This is a genomic window from Bacillus sp. m3-13 (assembly GCF_000175075.1).
GTDB lineage: Bacteria > Bacillota > Bacilli > Bacillales > Bacillaceae_I > Sutcliffiella_A > Sutcliffiella_A horikoshii_C.
On record NZ_ACPC01000013.1, the window covers coordinates 1 to 22997 of the forward strand.

Genomic DNA, 22997 nt, shown 5'->3' on the forward strand with positions numbered 1-22997 from the left:
TTATATGACTCCTAATCAAGAGAATTAAAAAAGTCCCAGCAATTAAGCCAGGACTTCCAGGTTGTTACATGAATTCTTTTACTAGTGCGTTGAATTGTTCTTCGTCTAATTGAAGATCTGCTTTTGCAAGAGGCTCTTCGCTATAATTAGGAACCAAATCTTGATAAGACTGTTGGTCCTTATTCTGATAGATCAAACCAGTTACTAGGCCATTATGCTCCATTAGTGTCTGCATCGCAGAAACTTTGTTGTGAGCGTCATAACCTTCAATGTCAGCCAATTTTGTCAAATTTTCTTTAAACCAGTCATATGTGTTCACTTTATTATATGTAACACACGGGCTAAACACGTTAATTAGAGAGAACCCTTTATGCTTGATTCCTTGTTCGATCAAGGAAGTTAGGTCTTTCAAATCAGTAGAGAAGCTTTGCGCTACAAATGTCGCTCCTGCTGTTAAAGCCATTTCCATTACAGACAGTGAGGATTCAATGGAACCTTGTGGTGTAGATTTTGTTTTGAATCCTACTTCACTACGTGGTGATGTTTGGCCTTTTGTTAGTCCATAAATCTGATTATCCATAACGATGTATGTAACATCAATATTTCGACGAATTGCATGGATGGTATGACCTAAACCGATGGCAAATCCATCTCCATCTCCACCTGAAGCGATAACCGTAAGATCTTTATTCGCCATTTTCACACCTTGTGCGATTGGTAGAGAGCGACCATGAATACCATGGAAACCGTAGGAATTGATGTACCCGGAAATACGTCCAGAACACCCTATTCCAGATACTACTGCAAGATTTTCAGGCTCTAAACCAACATTTGCGGCAGCACGTTGAATGGCAGCTTGTACCGAGAAGTCTCCACACCCAGGGCACCAGTTAGGTTTTACATTATTTCGAAAGTCTTTAAACGTTGCCATTTATAACAACTCCTTGCATTTTGTGTGGATTTCTTTCGGTAAGAATGGATCCCCATCATACTTTAAGAGACTACGGATTTTCTCATGCTCGCCAACATTCATTTTAAGGATGTTTGCAAGTTGTCCAGTAGCGTTATACTCCACAACAATAACTTTTTTAGCCGCTTTTACCAGTGGCGCGATTTCTTCTGTCGGGAATGGGTGGATCAGGCGGACTTGTGCATGGTTAGCTTTAACACCTTCCAATTCCAATCTTTCCATTGCCTCTTCGATCGTTCCGCGCGTCGAGTTAAATCCAACAAGTAGTACATCCGCTTCTTCATGCTTTGCATTAACATGAACAGGCGTATTGAATTTAAGGTTATTCAATTTACGAAGACGCTTGTCCATCTGTGCTTGACGGTTCGCAGCAACTTCAGAAGGCTTACCTGTCTCTTCGTGCTCTACACCAGTAACGTGATGGATACCGTGTTTCATGCCAGGAATCACACGGGGAGATACGCCATCTTCTGTTACTTCATATCGTTTGAAATATGCTTTATCGTCAGCAGCCGGAAGCTCTTGATTGATATCCAGCTTTCCGCGTCTAATTTCAATGTTTTTGTAATCTAATGCTTCTACCGATTGCTTCCCTAGAGACAATTGAAGATCAGTTAAAAGAATGACAGGTACTTGATATTCTTCTGCAATGTTAAATGCCTCGATTGTATCGTAGAAAGCCTCTTGTACAGTACTAGGAGCCATTACCACTTTCGGGATCTCTCCGTGAGTACCATAGATCATCGCCATAAGGTCAGACTGCTCAATCTTTGTCGGTAACCCTGTACTTGGTCCTCCACGTTGCGTGTCCACAACTACAAGCGGTGTTTCTGTCATACCAGAAAGTCCAATTGCTTCCATCATTAAGGATAGTCCCGGGCCTGCTGAAGCAGTCAAAGTACGTACACCTGCATAGTTGGCACCAATTGCCATGGTACAAGCAGCAATCTCATCTTCCGTTTGAATCACAGTACCGCCGAATTTTGGAAGCTTTTTGATTAAGTATTCCATAATTTCAGATGCTGGAGTAATTGGGTAAGCCGGCATAAAACGAGATCCTGCAGCAACTGCACCCAATGCAATCGCATCATTACCGATCATGAATAGTCGTTTATTGCCGTCTGCTTTTGCAAGCTGCATTGTTTCTAAATTTTCAGCTTGATCTTTAATGAATTGAACACCTGCTCGGATCGCTTCCATGTTTTTCTCAACAATGGATTCGCCTTTGCGTCCGAAAATTTCTTGCACCACTTCACGGAATGATTCCGCATCTAAATCAAGGATGGCACTTGAAGCTCCGACAGCAACCATGTTCTTCATCAATGATGTTCCAAGCTCAGTAGCAATTTCAGTGAATGGTACAGCGTACAATGTAGCTTTCCCGTCTTCAGGTATGCTTGGTTTAAACTTTGCATCTGCAATTACCACTCCACCTTCGCGGAGTTCATGATAGTTTACGTCGATTGTTTCTTGATCAAACGCTACTAATATATCAAGGTCGTCCGAAATGGAACGGACCTGAGTCGTACTCACACGAATTTTGTTGTTCGTATGTCCACCTTTAATACGAGAAGAAAAATGGCGATAACCATATAAATAATAGCCTAAACGATTTAATGCAATGGAGAAAATCTCACCGGTACTTTCGATACCTTCCCCTTGTTGCCCTCCAACTTTCCATGAAAGTTGATTGATCATGTGCCTTACACCCCTTTAACTGCGTTCGTTTTCAGAATTTTGTACAATATTTATTGTAGCATTATTCCCTTTATATAACTAGAAGTTACCTATTAAATATAAAACAGACTTAAAAACCGCTGAATATGTACTAAACGCTTTCATTGTAGACCTATTTATTTAAAAATACAAGTCTTTGAATTAATTTCTTTCGAAAAATTTGGATATTTTAACAGTATAGTACTTAAAGGCAAAATCCTTATAATTCCCGGTCATTTAGGGAACCTTTTATAAAAATTATCAAACAAAAACCCTCTGATTTCTGTTTCAGAATAGTATTTTAATAAGCTATTCACTAAATTACTATAATCTTCAATTTTGCCCAGTCCCTGAACTGTCTGGTCAATTCCGTCAAAGTCTGAACCAAACCCTATATGATCTACTGCACCTAATGTACAGAAGTGTTCTACATGACGAAGTATATCTGTAATACTCGCCTGTGAGTTGCTTGACAAAAATTGCGGGACAAAGGTGACCCCGATTGCACCATCCTTTTGAATGAGCGCTTGTACTTGTTCATCGGATAAATTCCTCGGATTATGACAAAGATCCTTGCAATTGGAATGTGAAGCAATCACATATTCACCTAATTCCATTACATCCCAAAATCCTTTAACAGACAAGTGGGAAACATCTGTCCAAATAAAATGGTCGTTGTTCAGCTTCACTACACTTTTCCCAAAAGAACTTAACCCGGCACCTCTTTCTTCTAAAATCCCGTCTGCAACTGCATTAGCATGGTTCCATGTTAATCCGACAGAAGAAATCCCTAATCGATACAAGGTTCTCAATTTCTCTATATCAGTTCCTATAGCGTCACAACCTTCTAAAGTCAAAATGGCTCCTATCTGACCTTCCTTAAGTTCCGCTATATCCCTCTTCGTTGTAATAAGCTTCATGTTAGGAAACCTCTGCAAGATCTCTTCATAAAAGATATCAATCATTTCCAACGCTACATCAAAAGCAGATTCTTTCCTCACTTTTTCAGGAACATATACAGCGAAACATTGCACCTTCGCAGCTGACTTCTTTAATCCGTCCCATGTCACATGCAAAATTTCACTATCTTTAAATGAAATCTCTCTATTTTCCCACATTCTCCAAAGCACATCACAATGTGCATCAAATATTCTCAAGAACAGCCCCTCCATTATTTGAACAGCAAGCATATGCACTATTGAATTAGAATAAAACAAACCTGTTTGCAAGTACAAGCAAACAGGTTTAGTAAACGAATATTTTTATCTCGGCTCCACTATCAGCTTGATGGCCGTTCTTTCTTCTCCGTCAATCAGAATGTCTGTAAATGCCGGGATACAAATTAAATCCACTCCACTTGGCGCAACAAATCCCCGAGCAATGGCAACTGCCTTCACTGCTTGATTAAGCGCACCAGCCCCAATCGCTTGGATTTCGGCACCTCCACGCTCTCTTAAAACCCCTGCTAAAGCCCCTGCTACCGAATTTGGGTTTGACTTAGCTGAAACCTTTAATATTTCCATTTCTAGCTCCTCCTTAACATTTACAGTATATGGTGAAAGATCCATAGATGAATGAATTGTTAATAATTTCATTCCTACTATATTCGGGAAGAGCTCTGTATATGCCTTAACTTATTGTGTAATCGTCAAAATATTCTATCTTCTCGGTTAATCAAAGAAAGGGTGGTCCTCATTAATCATCAATGGTTGGATTTTCTTGGCCTTACCTGTTTTCATGTCTACATCTATTAGAACCCCGTTTAATTGGGCCCGTCCCTCTGTCACTTCAAACCTCACAGGAAGCGCAGTTGTGAATCGTTTAAGCACTGCCTCTCTATCCACACCTAAAATACCATCATAAGGCCCTGTCATGCCTACATCTGTAATATATGCCGTGCCTTCTGGAAGAATACGATAATCATTTGTTTGCACATGTGTATGTGTTCCAACAACACCTGTAACTCTTCCATCTAAATACCAACCTATTGCTTGCTTTTCACTCGTTGCTTCAGCATGGAAGTCCACAAAGATAAACGGCGTTCTTTTCTTTGCTTCTTCTACAAGTTCATCCACTTTGTTGAAAGGACAATCTATTGGAGGTAAAAAAGTACGGCCTTGAAGATTGATGACCGCAAGCTCCTTTCCTTCAAATGGCAGATAGGCAATTCCTTTTCCAGGATTTGAACTTGGGAAATTTGCCGGCCTGATCATATGCTTTGCGCCTTCAATAAATTCAAAAATCTCCCTGTTGTCCCATGTATGATTTCCTAGTGTTACTAGATTGGCACCGGCTTTTAAAAATCCTTGATAGATTTTTTCCGTTATTCCTTTTCCGCCCGCTGCGTTTTCTCCGTTCACTATGGTAACTGCCGGTTTATATTTACTTTTTAGTTTTGGCAGGTATTCGCTCACCATTTTTCTTCCTGGTGATCCTACTACATCTCCAATAAATAATATTCTCACATTCACTAATCCCTTCTTACAATCAATTTCTCTTTTTAGTTTTACATATGTAGGCGCGGTATGCAAATAAACGAAAAAAAATAAAGCGGTGCAAGCACCACTTTATTTTGCATACTCTACGGCTCTTGTTTCACGAATGACCGTCACTTTAATATGTCCTGGATAATCCAGTTCTTCTTCAATGCGTTTTCGAATATCCCGTGCCAATCGATGAGCCTCAAGGTCGTCAATAGTATCAGGTTTCACCATGATACGAACCTCACGTCCTGCTTGAATCGCAAAGGACTTTTCTACACCTTCATAGCTTTCGGAAATCTCTTCCAACTTTTCAAGTCTGCGGATATAGTTTTCCAACGTTTCACTACGCGCTCCTGGTCTAGCCGCAGATAGTGCATCTGCTGCAGCAACCAAGACTGCAATGATGGAAGTTGGCTCTGTATCACCATGGTGGGAAGCAATACTGTTAATGACAACTGGATGTTCTTTATACTTTGTTGCCAATTCCACACCGATTTCCACATGGCTTCCTTCGACTTCATGATCGACAGCTTTTCCAATATCATGTAGTAAACCTGCACGGCGGGCAAGTGTTTCATCCTCACCAAGCTCAGCAGCCATAAGACCTGATAGAAATGCTACTTCCATAGAATGCTTCAGAACATTTTGCCCGTAGCTTGTACGGAACTTCAGTCGTCCCAGAATCTTGATTAAATCAGGATGTAGACCATGTACACCAACTTCAAATGTTGTCTGTTCGCCCATTTCACGAATATACTCATCTACTTCACGTCTTGATTTCTCAACCATTTCCTCAATACGTGCAGGGTGAATACGTCCATCTTGGACAAGCTTATCTAAAGCAATGCGTGCAGTCTCACGTCTGATTGGATCAAAACCTGATAGAATAACTGCCTCTGGCGTATCATCAATAATCAAATCGATACCAGTAAGTGTTTCAAGAGTACGAATATTACGTCCTTCACGACCAATGATTCGGCCTTTCATTTCATCATTAGGTAAGTTAACGACGGATACTGTTGTCTCAGCCACATGGTCTGCGGCACAACGTTGAACGGCTAATGAGAGGATCTCCCTTGCCTTTTTATCCGCATCTTCTTTTGCTCTGTTTTCACTTTCTTTGACCATAAGAGCAATGTCGTGGGATAATTCGTTCTCAACACGATCCAAAATGATATGTTTGGCTTCTTCTCGTGTTAATGCTGAAATGCGTTCTAGCTCTTCTTGCTGTTTACGCACTATATCATCCACTTTGCTTTCTAATTCTTCAATATGCTGTTGTCTATCGTTTAAAGAATCTTCACGCCTTTCTAATGCTACTTCTCGCTTATCAAGCGATTCATCTTTTCGATCCAGATTCTCTTCTTTTTGCATTAAACGATTTTCTTGTTTTTGCAGTTCGCTTCTACGGTCTCGAATATCACGTTCAGCTTCAGTTCGAAGTTTGTGAATTTCGTCCTTTGCTTCCAAAAGTGCTTCTTTTTTAAGCGATTCAGCTTCGCGTCTGGAATCTTCCACAATTTGATCTGCGACACTTCTTGCGCCAGCAATCTTCTGTTCTGCAATGGATTTACGAACATAAAAGCCAACAACTACACCGACGATTAGGGCAAGCAAAGCGGAGATAATAATTGGCATAAAATTATCCATCATTACACCTCCTCTTGCTATGAACTTTTTTCTTGCTAGATTTCATTGTCGGCATGTACATTGTAACAATGTTTGTCAATATACAGCTCAAGGGCTTTTGCTTTTTTATAGCTCTAAAATTCTAACAAAATGTAAATTATACATACTAATTGTAAATCTGTGAAAAATTATTGTCAAGCCTGTCCCGCTAAGGATATGACCTTTTTGGTAAACTAATCCTGTTTTTAATGATTTTTTTATAAATTTAGTGAAATTTTATAAAATTACAGGCCCTGTATTGATGTACAGGGCCTGGTTTGAGTATTAAAAATCTAATTCTTCTTGATCCATTTCTTCTTCCGCTGGTGCGGTTAAATCTTTATCCAATCCGTGATGATCACGGATTTGCTGGTGAATTTCTTTTAGGATATCTTTATTTTCTTTTAGGAATTGCTTTGCATTTTCGCGTCCTTGTCCAAGTCTTTCTTCATTGTAGGAATACCATGAACCACTTTTTTGGACAATATCCAAATCGGATCCCATATCAATTACTTCCCCTTCTCTTGAGATACCTTCACCGTACATGATATCCACTTCTGCTACTTTGAAAGGAGGAGCAATTTTATTTTTTACAACTTTAATTTTTGTTTTATTCCCGACAATATCATGACCTTGTTTCAACTGCTCAGCACGACGAACTTCTAAACGTACGGAAGAGTAGAATTTCAGGGCACGGCCACCAGGAGTCGTTTCCGGATTACCAAACATAACCCCGACTTTTTCACGAATCTGGTTGATGAAAATAGCAATGGTTTTTGATTTATTGATGGCACCAGAAAGTTTACGAAGTGCTTGGGACATTAAACGAGCTTGAAGACCAACGTGAGAATCTCCCATTTCCCCTTCGATTTCCGCTTTAGGTACTAGGGCCGCTACAGAATCGACAACGATAATGTCAACCGCACCACTTCTTACAAGAGCTTCTGCGATTTCCAATGCTTGCTCACCAGTATCTGGCTGAGAAAGAAGAAGCTCATCAATGTTTACGCCAAGTTTTTGTGCATATACTGGATCCAACGCATGCTCTGCATCGATAAACGCAGCCTGTCCGCCTTGTTGCTGTACTTCAGCGATAGCATGAAGGGCTACAGTTGTTTTACCAGAAGATTCAGGACCATATATTTCTACCACTCTGCCTCGAGGATATCCGCCAGCACCCAATGCAACATCCAATGCCAACGATCCACTTGGAATAGTGGAAATCTTACGTTCTGTTTGTTCCCCTAATTTCATTATGGAACCTTTTCCGAATTGCTTTTCTATCTGTTTTAACGCCATATCTAAAGCCGCTTTACGATCACTCACACAATTTCCTCCTCTTATCTATTAAACTAAATGATTAGTATCTATTAACTACTCTTACTATACCCTTTTTCAATTCGTTTGGCAACCAAAAAACGAACATCCATTCGGTTTTTTTATAGTGAGATTTTTGCGTAAAATATTGAATTTGCTTTAAGGGGAAAAAGGGATTTTGTGGGTGAGATTTTGGTGAAAATACAAAATTGGTTTTTTTGTCTCAAAAGAAAAAGCAGTTGAAGTTCCCCTCAACTACTTGAACAATTCTTTCAATAGGTAGTGGCAGCCATATTTAGCTGATCTATGTCTTATACCGTCTCTCGTTCCTGCTAGATGAATTTTATGAACGGTAGTTTCACCGTTAGGAAGGGCAATTCCGATAAACACTGTTCCAACAGGTTGATTATCCATTGTACCAGGCCCTGCAACTCCGGTAAAACTGATGCCGATATCTGTTTGCAGTAATTTCTTCACGCCGTTTGCCATTTCTTTTGCAGCCTGCTCACTTACTGCTCCATCGGTTTCAAGGGTGTGTTTTTTAACTCCCAGTACATTTTCCTTCACGCTATTAGTATAGCTGACAATGGCACCTTCAATCACTTCGGAGGCACCGGTGAAGCTTGTCATTTTCTCAGAGAACAAACCGCCCGTAAGGCTCTCGGCACTGCTTAGAGTGTAGTGGGAATCTTGAATCTTTTTAAAGAGAACAGAATAAATGGTATCTTCGTCATATCCAAAAAAGAATTCTCCCACTCTATCCAAGATCTCTTTTTCGCATTGATCTATTAAACGGTTTGCTTCATCAATAGATTGATGCTTTGCAGTTAATCGCAGTGTGACCTCGTTGTCTCCTGCTAGTGGAGCAATGGTTGGGTTTGTCTGCCTGTCAATGATATCTTCAATATCTGTTTCCAATTGTGATTCCCCAATACCAAAAAAGCGGAGCACTTTGGAGACAATTTGCTCTTTGACTCCAAGCTTATCTAGCAGGTACTCTCTGCCGTGGACTGAAAACATTGGCTGAAGTTCTTTTGGCGGACCAGGTAAAAGCATGTATGTATGAGAACCTTCAGTCAGCGCCATCCCCGGAGCCATTCCAAACTCGTTTACCAAAATAGAGGAGCCTTCTAAAACAAGCGCCTGCTTTTTATTGTTTTCACTCATCACTCGTTGTGATTTTTTATAATAATCCTTAATGTTGGTTAGAGCTTCTTCATCCATAACCAATTGTTTATCGAGCACTCTTGATATGGTTTCTTTAGTCAGGTCATCTTTGGTCGGACCAAGACCTCCAGTGAATATAAGAAGATTGGAACGTTGTTTTGCTGTTGTTATTACTTCTTCAAGTCTAGAAGGATTATCTCCGACCACTGTATGATAAAAGACGTTTATTCCTAATTCTGCAAGTTGTTTTGAAAGGTATTGGGCATTTGTATTACAGATTTGTCCCAATAGTAATTCAGAGCCTACAGCTATAATCTCTGCGTTTCTTATCATAGCACTCTCCCCTTTTACTGGTTCTGGATAACGTCGCTGTTGATCTCCGCAAACGGCTTCGCTTTCCGCGGGGCGACCTTGAGCCTCCTCACAACGCTTCAGGGGTCTCAACATTGCCGCTACTTCCCCGCAGGAGTCTTCGCCTTTTGCTCCAATCACCAGCTATAAGCTACTATAAAATAATCTTTTTTTGTCTATTTAGAATTAACAAATGCTTGTCTGTTTTTGTAGAAATAGTCCCAACCAGAGTAAATGGTAAAGATCATCGCTACCCATAGAGCAATAGTGGCAAATGGGAAACCGATCAGTTCAAATGGCAAGTTATGTAATAGTAGTGCAGATACCGCAATAATTTGAGCCCAAGTTTTGATTTTGCCTAGCATATTCGCCGCAACAACTTCCCCTTCACCTGCTAGAACTAAACGCAGACCGGTAACAGCGAATTCTCTGCTGATGATGACAATGACGATCCACGCTGGAGCCAATTGCAACTCGACAAGTGCAATCAATGCTGCCGACACCAATAGCTTATCTGCAAGTGGATCTAGGAACTTTCCAAGGTTGGTAACAAGGTTTAGTTTTCTTGCATAATAACCATCTACCCAATCGGTGATGGATGCTATGATAAAAATAAGTGCAGCAAGAAGATGTGTGTATGGAATCGACTCATCTCCAATGGCAAGATCTCCCCAATTTAAGGGTGCAAGCATTAGAATCATAAAGATCGGAATCATAAAAATTCTTGAAACAGTAATTTTGTTAGGTAAATTCACGTTCATTCCTCCAGCATTCAATATTGCTTTTCCACTATACATAAAATATACAGGTTTGTCTAATGTTTGCTTAAGGGTTTTAGGTCTATTATTTGCTTTGGTGAAAGCATTCTCCTATAGGTCTGTACAAAAAAAGCCATCATCCTGATGACTTTATTGTTGACCATTAGGTACAAATTTAATAGTGACTTTCTGTGTTGTTACGTCTTTAACTGGAAATGGAAATTCAAATGCTTCGCCGTTTATCTTAATTTTAGTGGCTGGAACCCAACCTACATTTAATAGAATTTCTTTTTCTGAAGATAAGTCTATTGTTTCCGAATTCCCGTCTTTAAGCTCTTTGTTAAGGTAGTAATCTCCGTCTGCATTGTTAACTCCTACCCAAGTGTTTCCGCCGTCTGCTGCAATCTCCACTTCAAATTTATCCGTATCCTTTAGTTCCAAGATCGCATTCGGACTGTTTGAACTTACTTCTGTTAAAGTACCTGTTGTCGGTTTTTCTTCAACAGGTTCTTCCTCTTCTACTGCTTCTTCCTCTGTTTCTTCAGGCTGTTCTTCTTTAGTATCTTCTGTTTCGTTTTCATCTTGTCCTTCATTTGCTGTGTCTGCAGGGTCATAGACTACATTCTTGTTATCCTGTTGAGTGTCAGATGAGCTTCCTACACCCCAATTTTGAAAGAGCACATAGATGATGGCAACCACTGCAACAAATGCTAAGAACATTAGAACTTTTGGGATAAAATTAAATACCTTTGTGTTTTTGGACGACGTTGGTACCTGTTTTCGAGTTTTCACTCTTGATAATTGTGGAATTTCATCTTTGTCATTTGCAGGAATATCATTTTGGTACTCCTCAAAGATAAGTTCCGGGTCAAGCCCCACAGCTTCAGAATATTGTCTGATAAATGCACGTGCATAAAATTGACCAGGCATGATGGAATAATTGCCTTCTTCTATTCCAATTAAATATCTTTTTTGTATTTTTGTAACGGTTTGTAAATCTTCCAGTGACAAGCCTTTTTCTTCTCTTGCCTGTTTCAGTCTATTACCTAGTTCTGTCAACAATTACACCTTCCAACATTTTTAGAAATCAAAACCCCCGAAAGGATTCTCATCAAACATATTATTTGGTTGCACCACATCATAGGTGATTTCTTCATCTTCATTATTTCTAAGTTCAATAATATAATCGAAATCATCTAGTTTATATTCTGTATTTTGCACGAAAATATCAGGATGTTCAACCACTTTTACAGCAGATATTCGCATTATTTCACGAATTAACTGCCAATGTTTTTCATTTGCCCTTTTGGTTGATACGATACCATCTATAATAAATAGGTTGTCCACATTATATTCATCTTCTATCAATTGACTTCGGATAGTTTGTTTTAGCAACGTGCTTGATACAAATAACCATCTTTTGTTAGCACATACACTAGAAGCAACGATTGATTCCGTTTTGCCTACACGCGGCATCCCCCTAATTCCAATAAGCTTATGACCGTCCTGTTTGAATAGTTCGGCAAGGAAATCAACCAATAAACCTAATTCATCACGTACAAAGCGAAACGTTTTTTTATCATCAGCATCCCTCTGTATGTATCTTCCATGTCGCACCGCCAAGCGATCGCGCAATTTTGGTTCACGCAGCTTTGTAACAGTTATATTATCCATTGTATTCAAGATAGATTCAAGACGGACTATTTGCTCATTTGAATCACTGAGCAAAAGCATTCCCCTTCTTGCATCATCCACCCCGTTTATTGTAACAATATTGATGGATAGCATACCTAAAAGGGATGCGATGTCTCCAAGTAGCCCTGGCCTGTTAATATGTATTTCATATTCTAAATACCACTCTTTTTTCTCCATCAAACCCCTTCACCCTCTCTAACTATTCGTTCTGCTGTATGTTACTTCTATCATATCCAATATTTCTTTAATAAGAAAGTAATTACTTATGAATAATCTCGAATTTTGACAAACAAAAAAAGAGAGGTAGAGGCCTCTCTTAATGCGTTGAGTCGTTTTGAACCAATTTTACCATCATATTAGCAATAGCATGTTGCTCTTCTGGACTTGCAACTTTCCAAAGGTCAGCTAGAACTCTCTCTTGCGGGTTTTTCGCTTCTACTTCTTTTGCAAGATAGTCACCGATTTCATAAGCAAGTTGAGAAATAGCCCCATTGTCCATTCCTTCATGTTCTGCATGATTCAAACGATCACCTAAAAAACCTTTCCATTGATCCCAGTTATCAAGTACTGACATATTAACTCCTCCTTCCACATTTGTTCAAGAGTTAGTATGTGAAGCTCCTGTCTCATTTATTCATCGTTTGTTAATTCCATCCGCCATTTACTCCTAAAACTTGTCCTGAAATATAAGAGGACTTTTCTGAAAGCAAAAAGCTTACAGAATCGGCAATTTCATAAGGTTGAGCTAATCTCCCCATTGGAATATCATCACTTATTTCCTGTTTTTCTTCCTCAGATAAATTATTCAACATTTTTGTTGATACGGCTCCAGGTGTTATCGCGTTTACTCTAATTCCATTCAAAGCCACTTCTTTGGCCAACGCTTTTACAAAAGAGAGCTGTGCACCTTTTGTCATCGAGTAAAGCACTTCACAAGAAGCCCCTATTTCCCCCCAGATCGAAGAGACAACGACAATATTGCCATTTTGCTTTCTAACCATTTCGGGTAGAAAAGCTTGGATGGTTGAATATAATGATGTTATGTTAAGTTGTATCATTTGTTGCTTTGTTTGTTCGTCGACATCTGTCATCAATCCATAAAAGGTAGTCCCTGCATTATAAATAATCGTATCAACAAATGTGTACGTGCTGTTTTTAAGCTTATGTACGCCATCTTCAGTGCTCAGGTCTGATTGGATGGGAATAACCTTTTCTTCGCCAAATTCATTCTGCAGCTTATGTATGGATTGATTGTCCTGGTTATAGTGGAGATAGGTTGTGTAGCCGTCTTTCAAAAGGTTTTTGGCAATTTCTCTGCCAATATCCCCGCTTGCTCCAATTAAAAAGTGCTGTTTTTCTCATGTATATCATCCTTTATAAAAAGAAGCCGGTTCGAATAGTGCCGAACCGGACTTCGTTGTATCTTTATTTTGGCACAACTTGGCACGTTGTGAATGCTTCTTCCTTGATAAAGTCCTTAGCAACGGCTTTTAGGTCTTCAAGCGTAATTTTCTCAAGTTGAGGCGTAACCTCAAAAAGATCCATATTATTAAAAGCATACCGGGTAAATTGGTTTGCAATGAATTCTGGTGAGTTAAGTGCTCTCAGGAAAGAACCAATTTTCTTCTTTTTAATTCGTTCCAGTTCCTGTTCTTCAATTGAGTTTGGATCAAATTGCAGCAATATATTTTGAACTCTCTCTGCTAATTTATCCGGTTCTGAAGTATCTCCGCCAAGCATGGCAAAGCCGAATCCATTTTCTCCAGTATAATCATAAGCAAATGTTTCATCAATCAGACCGTCATCATAAAGTTTTTGGTAGTGATCAGAACTTTTCCCGAACAATAGGTCGAGCAATATGTTCACTGTCAGTTCATGCTTGAGAAGTTCTGGTCCTTGTTTAGTTGGATTAGACTCTTTTATTCCAACCATACATTTTGACGTATGGACATTCATCTTTAGAACTTTCTTCTTTTCGCTCACGGAAGTTGGTTCTTCATCAAATTGACGTTTTATTTCTTCTTTTTCTTTGAACGTTTTCTGCGCTTGATTATCTTTGATAAATTGCATCATCTCTGATGTATCCATTGGACCGACAATGAATAAGAGCATGTTGCTCGGATGGTAAAACGTCTCGTAGCATGTGTATAAGGAATCTTTTGTTATCTTAGAGATGGAATCAATGGTACCTGCAATATCTATTTTAACAGGATGTGAATGAAACATGCTTTCAATCAATCCAAAATAGGCACGCCAATCGGCATTATCTTCATACATCGTAATCTCTTGTCCGATAATTCCTTTCTCTTTTTCCACAGTTTTTTCCGTAAAATACGGTGCTTGCACAAAGTCCATCAAAGTTTCAAGATTTTTTTCCACATTTGATGTACTGGAGAAAAGATAGGCCGTTCTAGTAAAAGATGTAAAGGCATTAGCAGATGCGCCTTGTTTACTGAAATCTTGAAAAACGTCCCCATGCTCTTTTTCGAAAAGCTTGTGCTCTAAAAAATGAGCAATTCCATCCGGGACGGTTACAAAATCGTCCTCGCCAAGTGGTACAAACTTATTATCTATAGAGCCGTACTTGGTTGTAAATGTCGCATATGTTTTATGAAAACCGGATTTTGGTAAAAGATACACTTCTAATCCATTGTCTAGTGTTTCGTGATATAAGTTTTCTTCTAGTTGTTTAAATTCGATCTTTTCCATCTTTTACGCCTCCTTTCCTGTCAAAAAGTAGGTAGTATCGAGTTCAACCATCTTGGCAACTTCCTGGATTTCCTCTTTTGTAACATTCTCTACCCCTTCAAGGAATGCCTCTATTGGTTTGTCAACTTCTGAAACTTCATTATTATAAAGAACTTCAATCAATCCTCTTGCAGTATCAATTGTTTCAAGAATTTGATTTTTAATGACCGCTTTCGTCTGGGAAATTTCACCGTCTGTATATTCCCCTTTTTTCATCGCCTCAATTTGTTGATTGATGATGGTCACTGCTTTTTCGTAATTGGAAAAGTCAATCCCAGACATAACAAGTAATAACCCTTTATGACTCTCTACTCTGGACGCAGCATAATAGGCCAAACTCTCCTTTTCCCTTACATTAATAAAAAGCTTAGAATGAGAAAAACCGCCAAAGATGCCATTGAAGACTTGCAAAGCATAGTAAAGATCATCTTTAAATGTCACGTTTGTTCTGAAGCCAATATTTAATTTACCTTGTTTAATATCTTGGCGTTCTATGACTTCGTTCGGTTCTTTCATATCTTTATTAGGCTGTTGGATGGAAGAGGTAACTTTGTTTTCCTGGTCAGGCAATACAAAGTACTTTTTAACGTATTCGTCTACTTCTTCTTCTTTTATATCTCCCACCAAATAAAGGTGAATATCATTGGTTTTCAACATGTTTTGATAATAGCTGTAAAGAGATTCTGATGTTATTGCCTCTACTTTATCCTTTTCACCGTTTGCACTTAGGCGGTAAGGTTCCTCTGCACACATTTCTTCGATAAGACGCTGACTTGCATAACGCATTTTATCATCGTATACAGATTGAATTCTTTGTTTTAATGCCCTTTTTTCCTTTTCCACTGTGGCTAGTTTGAAGCCATTTCCTTCTGTTACCGGCTTCAATAGTACTTCGCTTAACAATTCAATCCCTTTTTCAAGGAGTGGTGTGGAATCTTTTAGAAACTTTTCATTGGCAATCTCTAACCTTATGGATATGATGTGATCTTCGCCTTTTTTGCTAAGGTCCACAGCAAGGCTGGCACCATATAATTCATCAAGATATGCCCTGAATTGGGAAGGTTGCGGATGGGACTCTGTTGCGTTCTGAAGGACATACGGCAATATAGCACGAACCGTAACATCTTCTTCTGATAACGGAGCCTTTACTTTCAATACAATAGTATTCGTTTTGAACTTATTCGTCGGAATAGTGTGAACGTTAATTCCATTAAGCGTGTACGTTCTTTCATCAACTAGTTTCAAGAAATCTCCTCCTTTACTTTGATGCTTAGCACAACAGATTTTCATTCTGTTATTAATCGTATAAAAATATAGACAGTACTATTCTTTCTATAACGTTCAAAAAATAGTCCTAAACCCAATATAACGTTAAATTAGAAAGATTTACAAGTCAGATAGCCCAGAAATGCTCAAAATAAAAACACCACGAATTTGTGGTGTTCCGTAGTCTTTATGGACGCTTTCTTAAAACATGGAAGCTGAATTTGTCTGCTCTAAAATAGTTGAGTGAATAAAGAATTGGTTCGTCATTTTGATCATAATGCATTTGTTTTAATACGAGCAATGCCGTCTCAGGTTCACATTCAAGAATCGGTGAAATTTTATCATGGTAACCGATTGGTTCAATATGGGTTACCGCATAAGAAATATATCTACCCGCTTCTTTTTCAAGAAGTTTTAGGAGAGATTCGTTCTTATAGGATTGATAGTCTTCTACGATCGTGGTAGGAATTTTATCAATACAGTAAACAACCGGTAAATCATTGGCTGTTCTTACACGCTCAAAGTGAAGGACTTCACTGATTTCTTTGTTATTGAATTTTATTAATTCTTCATCGCTTGGTGTTTCAATGGTGGAAGTTAAAAAGACCGTCCCCGGCTTCATTCCAGCTTGTGAGATCATTTCCGTTACAGAATTTAGCTGTTCGATCCCTGATGAGAATACCGGCTTAGAATTAACAAAGGTTCCGACACCGTGTCTTCTTACGACAATATTTTCTTCTTCTAATACACGCAATGCTTCTCTCAATGTTGCTCTGCTAACACCTAGACGTCGAGACAATTCGAATTCGGAAGGTAATTTTTCTTTCTCTTTATACACCTTATTCTCGATATCTTGCTTTAATTTGTCTACAACTAGTAAATACAAATGTCTGCTGTCTGACCGAATCGTCATAACTGATCCCCCATTAACCGTTTACAAAACACTTTCATGTTTTCCTATTAATCCAAAATAATATAACACTTTTTAGGGGTAAAATAAATAGAAATTATAGTTTTTTGTCGAAAAAGTAAGCGTTTTATGCATTTTTTCATTTATATATGATAAAAAGGCGGCTTTTGATAGCCGCCTTTCCAATTGCTTTTTATGAACCCACATCTTCACTTTGATTTCCTGATATTAATACCGTTCGCGGTTTGCTGCCCTCATAAGGTCCAACTACTCCCCTTACTTCCATGGCGTCGATTAACCTTGCAGCTCTTGTGTATCCTATCCGGAATCGACGCTGAAGCATGGATACAGAGGCAGTCTGCATCTCTAGTACCAGCTGCACAGCATCATCATAAAGATCATCATTCACATCTTCCACTTCTTCATTGATATCCTGAGGAATCATTTCCTCCTGATATTGGGCCTTCTGCTGTTCGATGACAAAGTCTACAATGCGCTCCACCTCTTCATCAGATAGGAATGCGCCCTGTACCCTTATAGGTTTGGAAGCACCAACCGGCAGAAACAGCATGTCCCCTCGTCCAAGAAGTTTTTCCGCTCCTCCCATATCCAAAATCGTTCTAGAGTCTGTCTGTGACGAAACGCTAAAGGCGATCCTAGATGGGATATTCGCTTTAATAACCCCTGTAATAACATCAACAGATGGTCTCTGTGTGGCAATAATCAGGTGGATCCCTGCTGCACGAGCCATTTGGGCAAGCCTTGTTATACAGTCTTCGACATCGGAGGAAGCGACCATCATTAAGTCGGCAAGCTCATCTACAATTACCACAATGTATGGTAAGGAAGGCTGTTTTGCTTCTTCATCCTGATTGTGTCTCTTTATGTAGTCATTATACCCCTCGATATTTCTTGTACCCGTGTGGGAGAACAGCTCATAACGCCGTTCCATCTCATTTACCACTTTCTTCAGTGCTTGAGAGGCCTTCTTAGGATCCGTTACAACTGGTGCCAATAGATGTGGTACCCCATTATACATATTCAACTCTACCATTTTAGGGTCGATCATCATCATTTTTACTTCATGTGGCTTTGCACGCACCAAAATACTAGTGATAATTCCGTTTATACATACACTTTTACCACTTCCTGTTGCACCGGCCACAAGAAGATGGGGCATTTTATTAAGCTCTGCCACGACAGACTCTCCAGAAATATCACGTCCTAAGCCAATCAATAACTTCGCATCCGGCTTTTCGGCCTGTTTGGTATCTAAAACTTCTCTTAGGGATACCATTGCAACTTCATTATTTGGCACTTCAATTCCAATAGCCGACTTGCCCGGTATTGGGGCTTCAATTCGTATATCTTTGGCTGCCAGTGCAAGTGCCAAATCGTCACTTAAGTTTACAATCTTGCTGACTTTAACACCGACATCTGGATATACTTCATATTTTGTAACAGCCGGACCGAGATGAACCTTCGTTACTTTAGCTTTTACCCCAAAGCTAGCAAACGTCTTCTCTAACTTTCTAGCGTTCTGATAAATGTTTTCATGCTCTGTTGTCTGATGATTCGCAATCGGCTTGTTTAAAAGATCAAGAGACGGAAGAACATATTCCTTATTTTCTACTTCCGTAAAGGCCATAGGACCTGCAATGAGCTCCCCGGCTCCTTCTTGTCCAGCCTCTTTGTCTTCACTTGAAGATGCTACAGGTTCTGCTTCAACCTGGTTTACTTCTGACTCCCGGTCGTTAAAAGACGAAATGATAGGCGGAGAGATGATTTCTTCTGAAGTATCTTCCACAACAAGGACTTCTTCTGTTTTTTCTTTTTTCTCTGATTTTTGCTTTTTCTCTTCTGCTTGTTTCTCTTTTTTTCGTTTATTGCTGTCCTCTTTCCAACCTTTCATATCTTCCATAAATGCAACCCATTGATTTTTCGCAAAACCGAATAAGCCTGCAGCAACTTTGATTACCGTGTCATTGAGGGATTTTCCAGTGACTAATATGATACCAATCACGATGAATATCATAGCAATCCACTGTGCACCTCTTGCATCAAATAGCAGGTGGAACAGGGCAAACAATACCGCTCCCATCATACCGCCGCCAAGGTCTGTTGTACTTGTTTCTCCGTTGACTTCTAGCCAAAAAAGCTCCCATGTATTGCCGATAACGGATGGATCAGCAAATGAGCCTCCGCGTGACAACATCCTGAAAAGCGTAACATGGCTAAGTAATAAAACAGACATCATAATAACGTACACACCAACCAATTGCCTTGAGAAGAAGGTAGGAAGCTCCCTTTTCCAGATGATATAGCCCGACAAGAGCAATAACCCAAGAAGCATAAGCATATACCATTCTCCAACTAAAAAAACGAAATAACAGAACAAATGTTTGTCCTACCATACCAAGTTTGGCAATCGCTATACATGTAATGGCCAACAACAGCAGCCCCATCACTTCAAAGGTGACGGTGCGTTTCCATTCATCCCGGTTTTTGGTCTTTCTTTGTCTCTTTTTTCGTTTTGACATATTTCTCACCTATCTGACCATAATGAGAAGAAGAAAGCAGCCAACAAATACTGGCTGCTTTTTCCTCTGATGCTTGTATTATAACATAAGCCCTAACACTTGAAACGTTGTTAAAGAAAATTAATCGTTTGACCTGGAGAATACTCGCTACTAAGATAATGTGCCGGGTCTGTGCTCAAATTTCGGACAATCTGATAGTTGTTCATCTCTGTTTGTTGAACAACTAAGGAGACGCCGTTAAAATCAATCACACGTTGTTTTTCAAATTCGCCATTTTCCACTGGAAAGATCAATTCCTGCGGCATGGTCGTATAGAGAATCATTGCAACATCTTCCCTTCTTGCGTTTTATTTGGATTTTTTGCTTCTACCATCTCATTCAGCTTTCGAATCGCTTCACCAACTCCACCAACTTGATCAATTAGCCCGTACTCCACAGCATCTGCACCAACTACATTCGTTCCGATATCACGGGTGAGATTTCCTTTTGAGAGCATCAACTCCTTGAATTTCTCTTCAGGAATACCGGAATTTTTGGTTACAAAGTTAATGACCCTGTCTTGCATTTTATCAAGGTATTCAAAAGTTTGGGGAACACCAATAACCAAACCTGTCAATCGAACAGGATGAATGGTCATTGTGGCAGTTTCCGCAATAAAAGAATAGTCACAAGAGACCGCAATAGGTACACCGATGGAATGCCCGCCACCAAGCACGAGTGAGACGGTTGGTTTTGACAAGGAAGCTAGCATTTCCGATATAGCCAACCCCGCTTCGACATCTCCACCTACCGTATTTAAAATAACTAGCAGGCCTTCAATATTTGGATTTTGCTCAATTGCAACTATTTGAGGAATAACATGTTCGTATTTGGTTGTTTTGTTTTGAGGAGGTAATTGGACATGCCCCTCGATTTGACCGACTATGGTAAGACAATGAATTTTTGAGTCAGGTGGCATTTGGGCAACATTCGTTTGACCAAGCTGCTGGATTTTATTGACTAAGGAATCCTTCCCTGCATCCTGCTTGTTTGGCTCCCCTTGTGTTTGTTCTGATGATTGATATGTAAAATCAGACATGTGATAATCTCCTTCCGTCCCATCTAGAATAAGTTTTCTCAAGTATAGTATTGACGCGATGTTTTTTTTCATTCGCAACTAAAAGAAAAACAAAACCCGCAGTGCGGCATTAACTGCCACACTGCGGGTAAGAAATATTATACTTCCATGATGATGGGAAGGATCATTGGGCGACGTCTAGTCTTTTCATATAAGTGCTGATTGAGGGATTCTCTTATTTTCAGCTTCAAGCTTGACCACTCGAGAACTTGTTCTTTTACGGCATTGTCGAGAATTTCTGTCACAATCACATTTGCTCTGTCTAGAAGTTCCTCTGACTCCCTTACATAAACAAAACCTCTTGAAAGAATTTCTGGACCTGCAATAATTCTTTTTTGGCTCTTGCTGATGGAAACGACAACCACCATAATACCGTCTTGAGACAACAATCTACGATCTCTTAATACGATATTTCCAATGTCCCCGACCCCAAGACCGTCAATTAACACATTTCCGGCATATACTTTTCCAGCATATTTTCCAGTACCTTTGTTAAACTCAACAACTTCTCCTTTATTCAATAAGAAGATGTTATCTTTATTAATTCCAACGCTTTCTGCCACTTTAGAGAGCGCTCTTTGCATTTTGAACTCCCCTTGGATTGGAATAACATACGTTGGCTTAAGCAAGTTCAACATTAACTTAAGTTCTTCCTGACAACCGTGCCCTGAGGAATGAATTTTCTTTTGACCATAAATAACAACAGCACCGGCGCGGTATAGCTTGTCTATCACCTTAGCTACCGTTACTTCTGTCCCAGGTGAGGGCGAAGCTGCAATCATAACAATGTCTTGTTGTTTTATTTGAGCATGTTTATGAGTGCCTTTGGCCATTTTTAAAAGAGAAGACATAAGTTGGGAATGCGTCCCAATCGTAAGGACTACTACATTTTCATTCTTTTAGGCTGCCAAGTTCATTAACAGGTACAAGCAGGTCATCCGGTATGTGTAAGTATTCTAGTTCTGTTGCAATCGTGAAGTTTCGGTCTGTTGGATGAAGAAACAACAACAAGCTTTCTGTTGCTGTCTACAGCTGCCTGAACAATTTGTTGAATTCGTCCGACGTTAGTGGAAAGGCATGCAGCAAATACGCGTCCCTTTGCATTATATGTTACATCTGCAATTTCTTGTTTGACAACGGATTCGGAAACCGTATACCCAGGCTTCTCTGCATTGGTGCTATCTGAAAGAACACATAAAACACCTTTGTTGCCTATTTCCGCAATTTTCCCCAAATCTGAATTCTGTGATAACTGCGATTGATCAAATTTAAAGTCACCTGTATGCACGATTGCACCTTGTGAAGTATGAAAGCATATACCCACAGAATCAGGAATGCTATGGTTCGTTCTGAAGAAGGTCACTGTCGTTTGAGGTAACTCTAAGACAGTGGTATCATCTACCTCTTTAAACTCTACTTGTCCCTTAGATCCAAGCCCGTTCACAAGTTCTTTTGCAAGTGCCAAAGTAAATTTAGTACCATATACAGGAGCTTTAAACTTCCTTAGGATGTATGCTAGTCCGCCCATATGTTCTTCATGGCCATGCGTGAGGAAAATACCCTGAATCTTGTCCTTGTTATCCTCAAGATAAGTGGTGTCTGGTATTACCATATCAATACCAAGCATCCCGTCTTCCGGGATCATGACACCAGTATCCATGATATAAATGGAATCTTCCATCTCTAATACGTACATATTTTTGCCGATTTCCCCGATCCCCCCGAGGGCAAACACTTTAAGTTTCTCTATCTGTGGTGTATTCACTTTTTTACCTCCTATATATCTGTAACACGAATTATGACGATAATGCACGCTTTGCATCAAGAGATCTATTAAATTTTCAGCTACCTAGTGCCAAATCAATATCCGCTCCATGTCATTTGAAATTATTATAACGTATGAAAGAATTGGAATACAAGAAATATTATAATAACTGGAATTTAATGGGTTGAAAAAGAAAAAACCGGCAAACCGCCCGGTCTTTTTAGTTGCTTGCTTATGCTCCGCTGTTGATTTCCGCAAATGGCTTCGCTTTCCTAGGGGCGCTGCTGGAGCCTCCTCGGCAAGCCTGCGGGGTCTCCACCTAGCGCTATCTCCCTCAGGAGTCTTCGCCTTTTGCTCCAATCAACAGCTATTAATTACTAGAACGAGAAGTTACTGCTTTTACAGTTAACTCAGGTAAATACCTCTTCATAAACCAATAAGTTAATGAAGCCACCTAGTTGATTGGAGTGGAAGGCGGGCAGACGCCCGCGGGAGGAAGGGACAGGTGAGACCCCGCAACGGAGTG

Annotated in this window: 18 protein-coding genes and 2 pseudogenes; all 20 read right to left on the minus strand. The window is 39.6% G+C overall.

Going from position 1 to position 22997, the window contains the following annotated elements; translation table 11 throughout:
• Positions 1-64: 64 nt before the first annotated feature.
• The 20 genes and pseudogenes from M313_RS0105640 to M313_RS22805 all read right to left on the minus strand — a co-directional run bounded on the left by M313_RS0105640 (position 65) and on the right by M313_RS22805 (position 22471).
• Positions 65-931 carry a 2-oxoacid:ferredoxin oxidoreductase subunit beta gene (locus tag M313_RS0105640; protein ID WP_010193262.1) on the minus strand — a complete coding sequence of 289 codons (867 nt, stop codon included), beginning with the start codon at positions 929-931 and terminating at the stop codon, positions 65-67.
• Positions 932-2668 carry a 2-oxoacid:acceptor oxidoreductase subunit alpha gene (locus tag M313_RS0105645; protein WP_010193264.1) on the minus strand — a complete coding sequence of 579 codons (1737 nt, stop codon included), beginning with the start codon at positions 2666-2668 and terminating at the stop codon, positions 932-934.
• Between the two features lie 251 nt (positions 2669-2919).
• Positions 2920-3915 (minus strand): dipeptidase, encoded by a 996-nt coding sequence (locus M313_RS0105650; RefSeq protein ID WP_392396754.1) that lies wholly within the window; start codon positions 3913-3915, stop codon positions 2920-2922.
• Positions 3916-3948: 33 nt separating this feature from the next.
• Entirely contained in the window at positions 3949-4209 is a 261-nt protein-coding gene (gene spoVS, locus M313_RS0105655) for a stage V sporulation protein SpoVS (protein WP_010193268.1), read from the minus strand.
• 147 nt (positions 4210-4356) lie between these two features.
• Entirely contained in the window at positions 4357-5151 is a 795-nt protein-coding gene (locus M313_RS0105660) for a TIGR00282 family metallophosphoesterase (RefSeq protein ID WP_010193269.1), read from the minus strand.
• A gap of 102 nt (positions 5152-5253) precedes the next feature.
• The gene (gene rny, locus M313_RS0105665; RefSeq protein WP_010193270.1) at positions 5254-6819 is read right to left on the minus strand and encodes a ribonuclease Y; all 1566 of its coding nucleotides are present in this window, start codon (positions 6817-6819) and stop codon (positions 5254-5256) included.
• A gap of 303 nt (positions 6820-7122) precedes the next feature.
• A complete protein-coding gene (gene recA, locus M313_RS0105670) occupies positions 7123-8163 on the minus strand; it encodes a recombinase RecA (RefSeq protein ID WP_010193272.1) in 1041 nt (346 codons plus the stop codon).
• Positions 8164-8409: 246 nt separating this feature from the next.
• Positions 8410-9654: a competence/damage-inducible protein A gene (locus M313_RS0105675; RefSeq protein ID WP_034774387.1), complete on the minus strand. Its 1245-nt coding sequence runs from the start codon at positions 9652-9654 to the stop codon at positions 8410-8412.
• Between the two features lie 194 nt (positions 9655-9848).
• Positions 9849-10427 carry a CDP-diacylglycerol--glycerol-3-phosphate 3-phosphatidyltransferase gene (gene pgsA, locus M313_RS0105680; protein ID WP_010193274.1) on the minus strand — a complete coding sequence of 193 codons (579 nt, stop codon included), beginning with the start codon at positions 10425-10427 and terminating at the stop codon, positions 9849-9851.
• 153 nt (positions 10428-10580) lie between these two features.
• Entirely contained in the window at positions 10581-11489 is a 909-nt protein-coding gene (locus M313_RS0105685) for a helix-turn-helix domain-containing protein (protein WP_010193275.1), read from the minus strand.
• Between the two features lie 21 nt (positions 11490-11510).
• On the minus strand, positions 11511-12302 hold the full coding sequence (locus M313_RS0105690; protein ID WP_010193276.1) for a DUF3388 domain-containing protein: 792 nt from the start codon (positions 12300-12302) through the stop codon (positions 11511-11513).
• A 139-nt stretch (positions 12303-12441) separates the two neighbouring features.
• Entirely contained in the window at positions 12442-12699 is a 258-nt protein-coding gene (locus M313_RS0105695) for a DUF3243 domain-containing protein (RefSeq protein WP_010193278.1), read from the minus strand.
• A 70-nt stretch (positions 12700-12769) separates the two neighbouring features.
• Positions 12770-13465, minus strand: coding sequence for an elongation factor P 5-aminopentanone reductase (gene ymfI, locus M313_RS0105700; RefSeq protein WP_029326357.1), 696 nt, complete (start codon positions 13463-13465; stop codon positions 12770-12772).
• 85 nt (positions 13466-13550) lie between these two features.
• Positions 13551-14834, minus strand: a complete 1284-nt coding sequence (yfmH, locus tag M313_RS0105705; RefSeq protein WP_010193281.1) for an EF-P 5-aminopentanol modification-associated protein YfmH — start codon at positions 14832-14834, stop codon at positions 13551-13553.
• A 3-nt stretch (positions 14835-14837) separates the two neighbouring features.
• A complete protein-coding gene (yfmF, locus tag M313_RS0105710; RefSeq protein ID WP_010193282.1) occupies positions 14838-16118 on the minus strand; it encodes an EF-P 5-aminopentanol modification-associated protein YfmF in 1281 nt (426 codons plus the stop codon).
• Positions 16119-16326: 208 nt separating this feature from the next.
• Positions 16327-17052 carry a GntR family transcriptional regulator gene (locus M313_RS0105715; RefSeq protein WP_010193283.1) on the minus strand — a complete coding sequence of 242 codons (726 nt, stop codon included), beginning with the start codon at positions 17050-17052 and terminating at the stop codon, positions 16327-16329.
• Positions 17053-17242: 190 nt separating this feature from the next.
• Positions 17243-19589, minus strand: a pseudogene (locus M313_RS22800) (DNA translocase FtsK).
• Between the two features lie 110 nt (positions 19590-19699).
• Positions 19700-19912, minus strand: a complete 213-nt coding sequence (locus M313_RS0105725; protein WP_010193286.1) for a YlzJ-like family protein — start codon at positions 19910-19912, stop codon at positions 19700-19702.
• On the minus strand, positions 19909-20667 hold the full coding sequence (locus M313_RS0105730; protein WP_010193287.1) for a ClpP family protease: 759 nt from the start codon (positions 20665-20667) through the stop codon (positions 19909-19911). The genes M313_RS0105725 and M313_RS0105730 overlap by 4 nt, the downstream gene beginning before the upstream one ends.
• 137 nt (positions 20668-20804) lie before the next feature.
• A pseudogene (locus M313_RS22805) lies at positions 20805-22471 on the minus strand (ribonuclease J).
• Positions 22472-22997 lie beyond the last annotated feature (526 nt).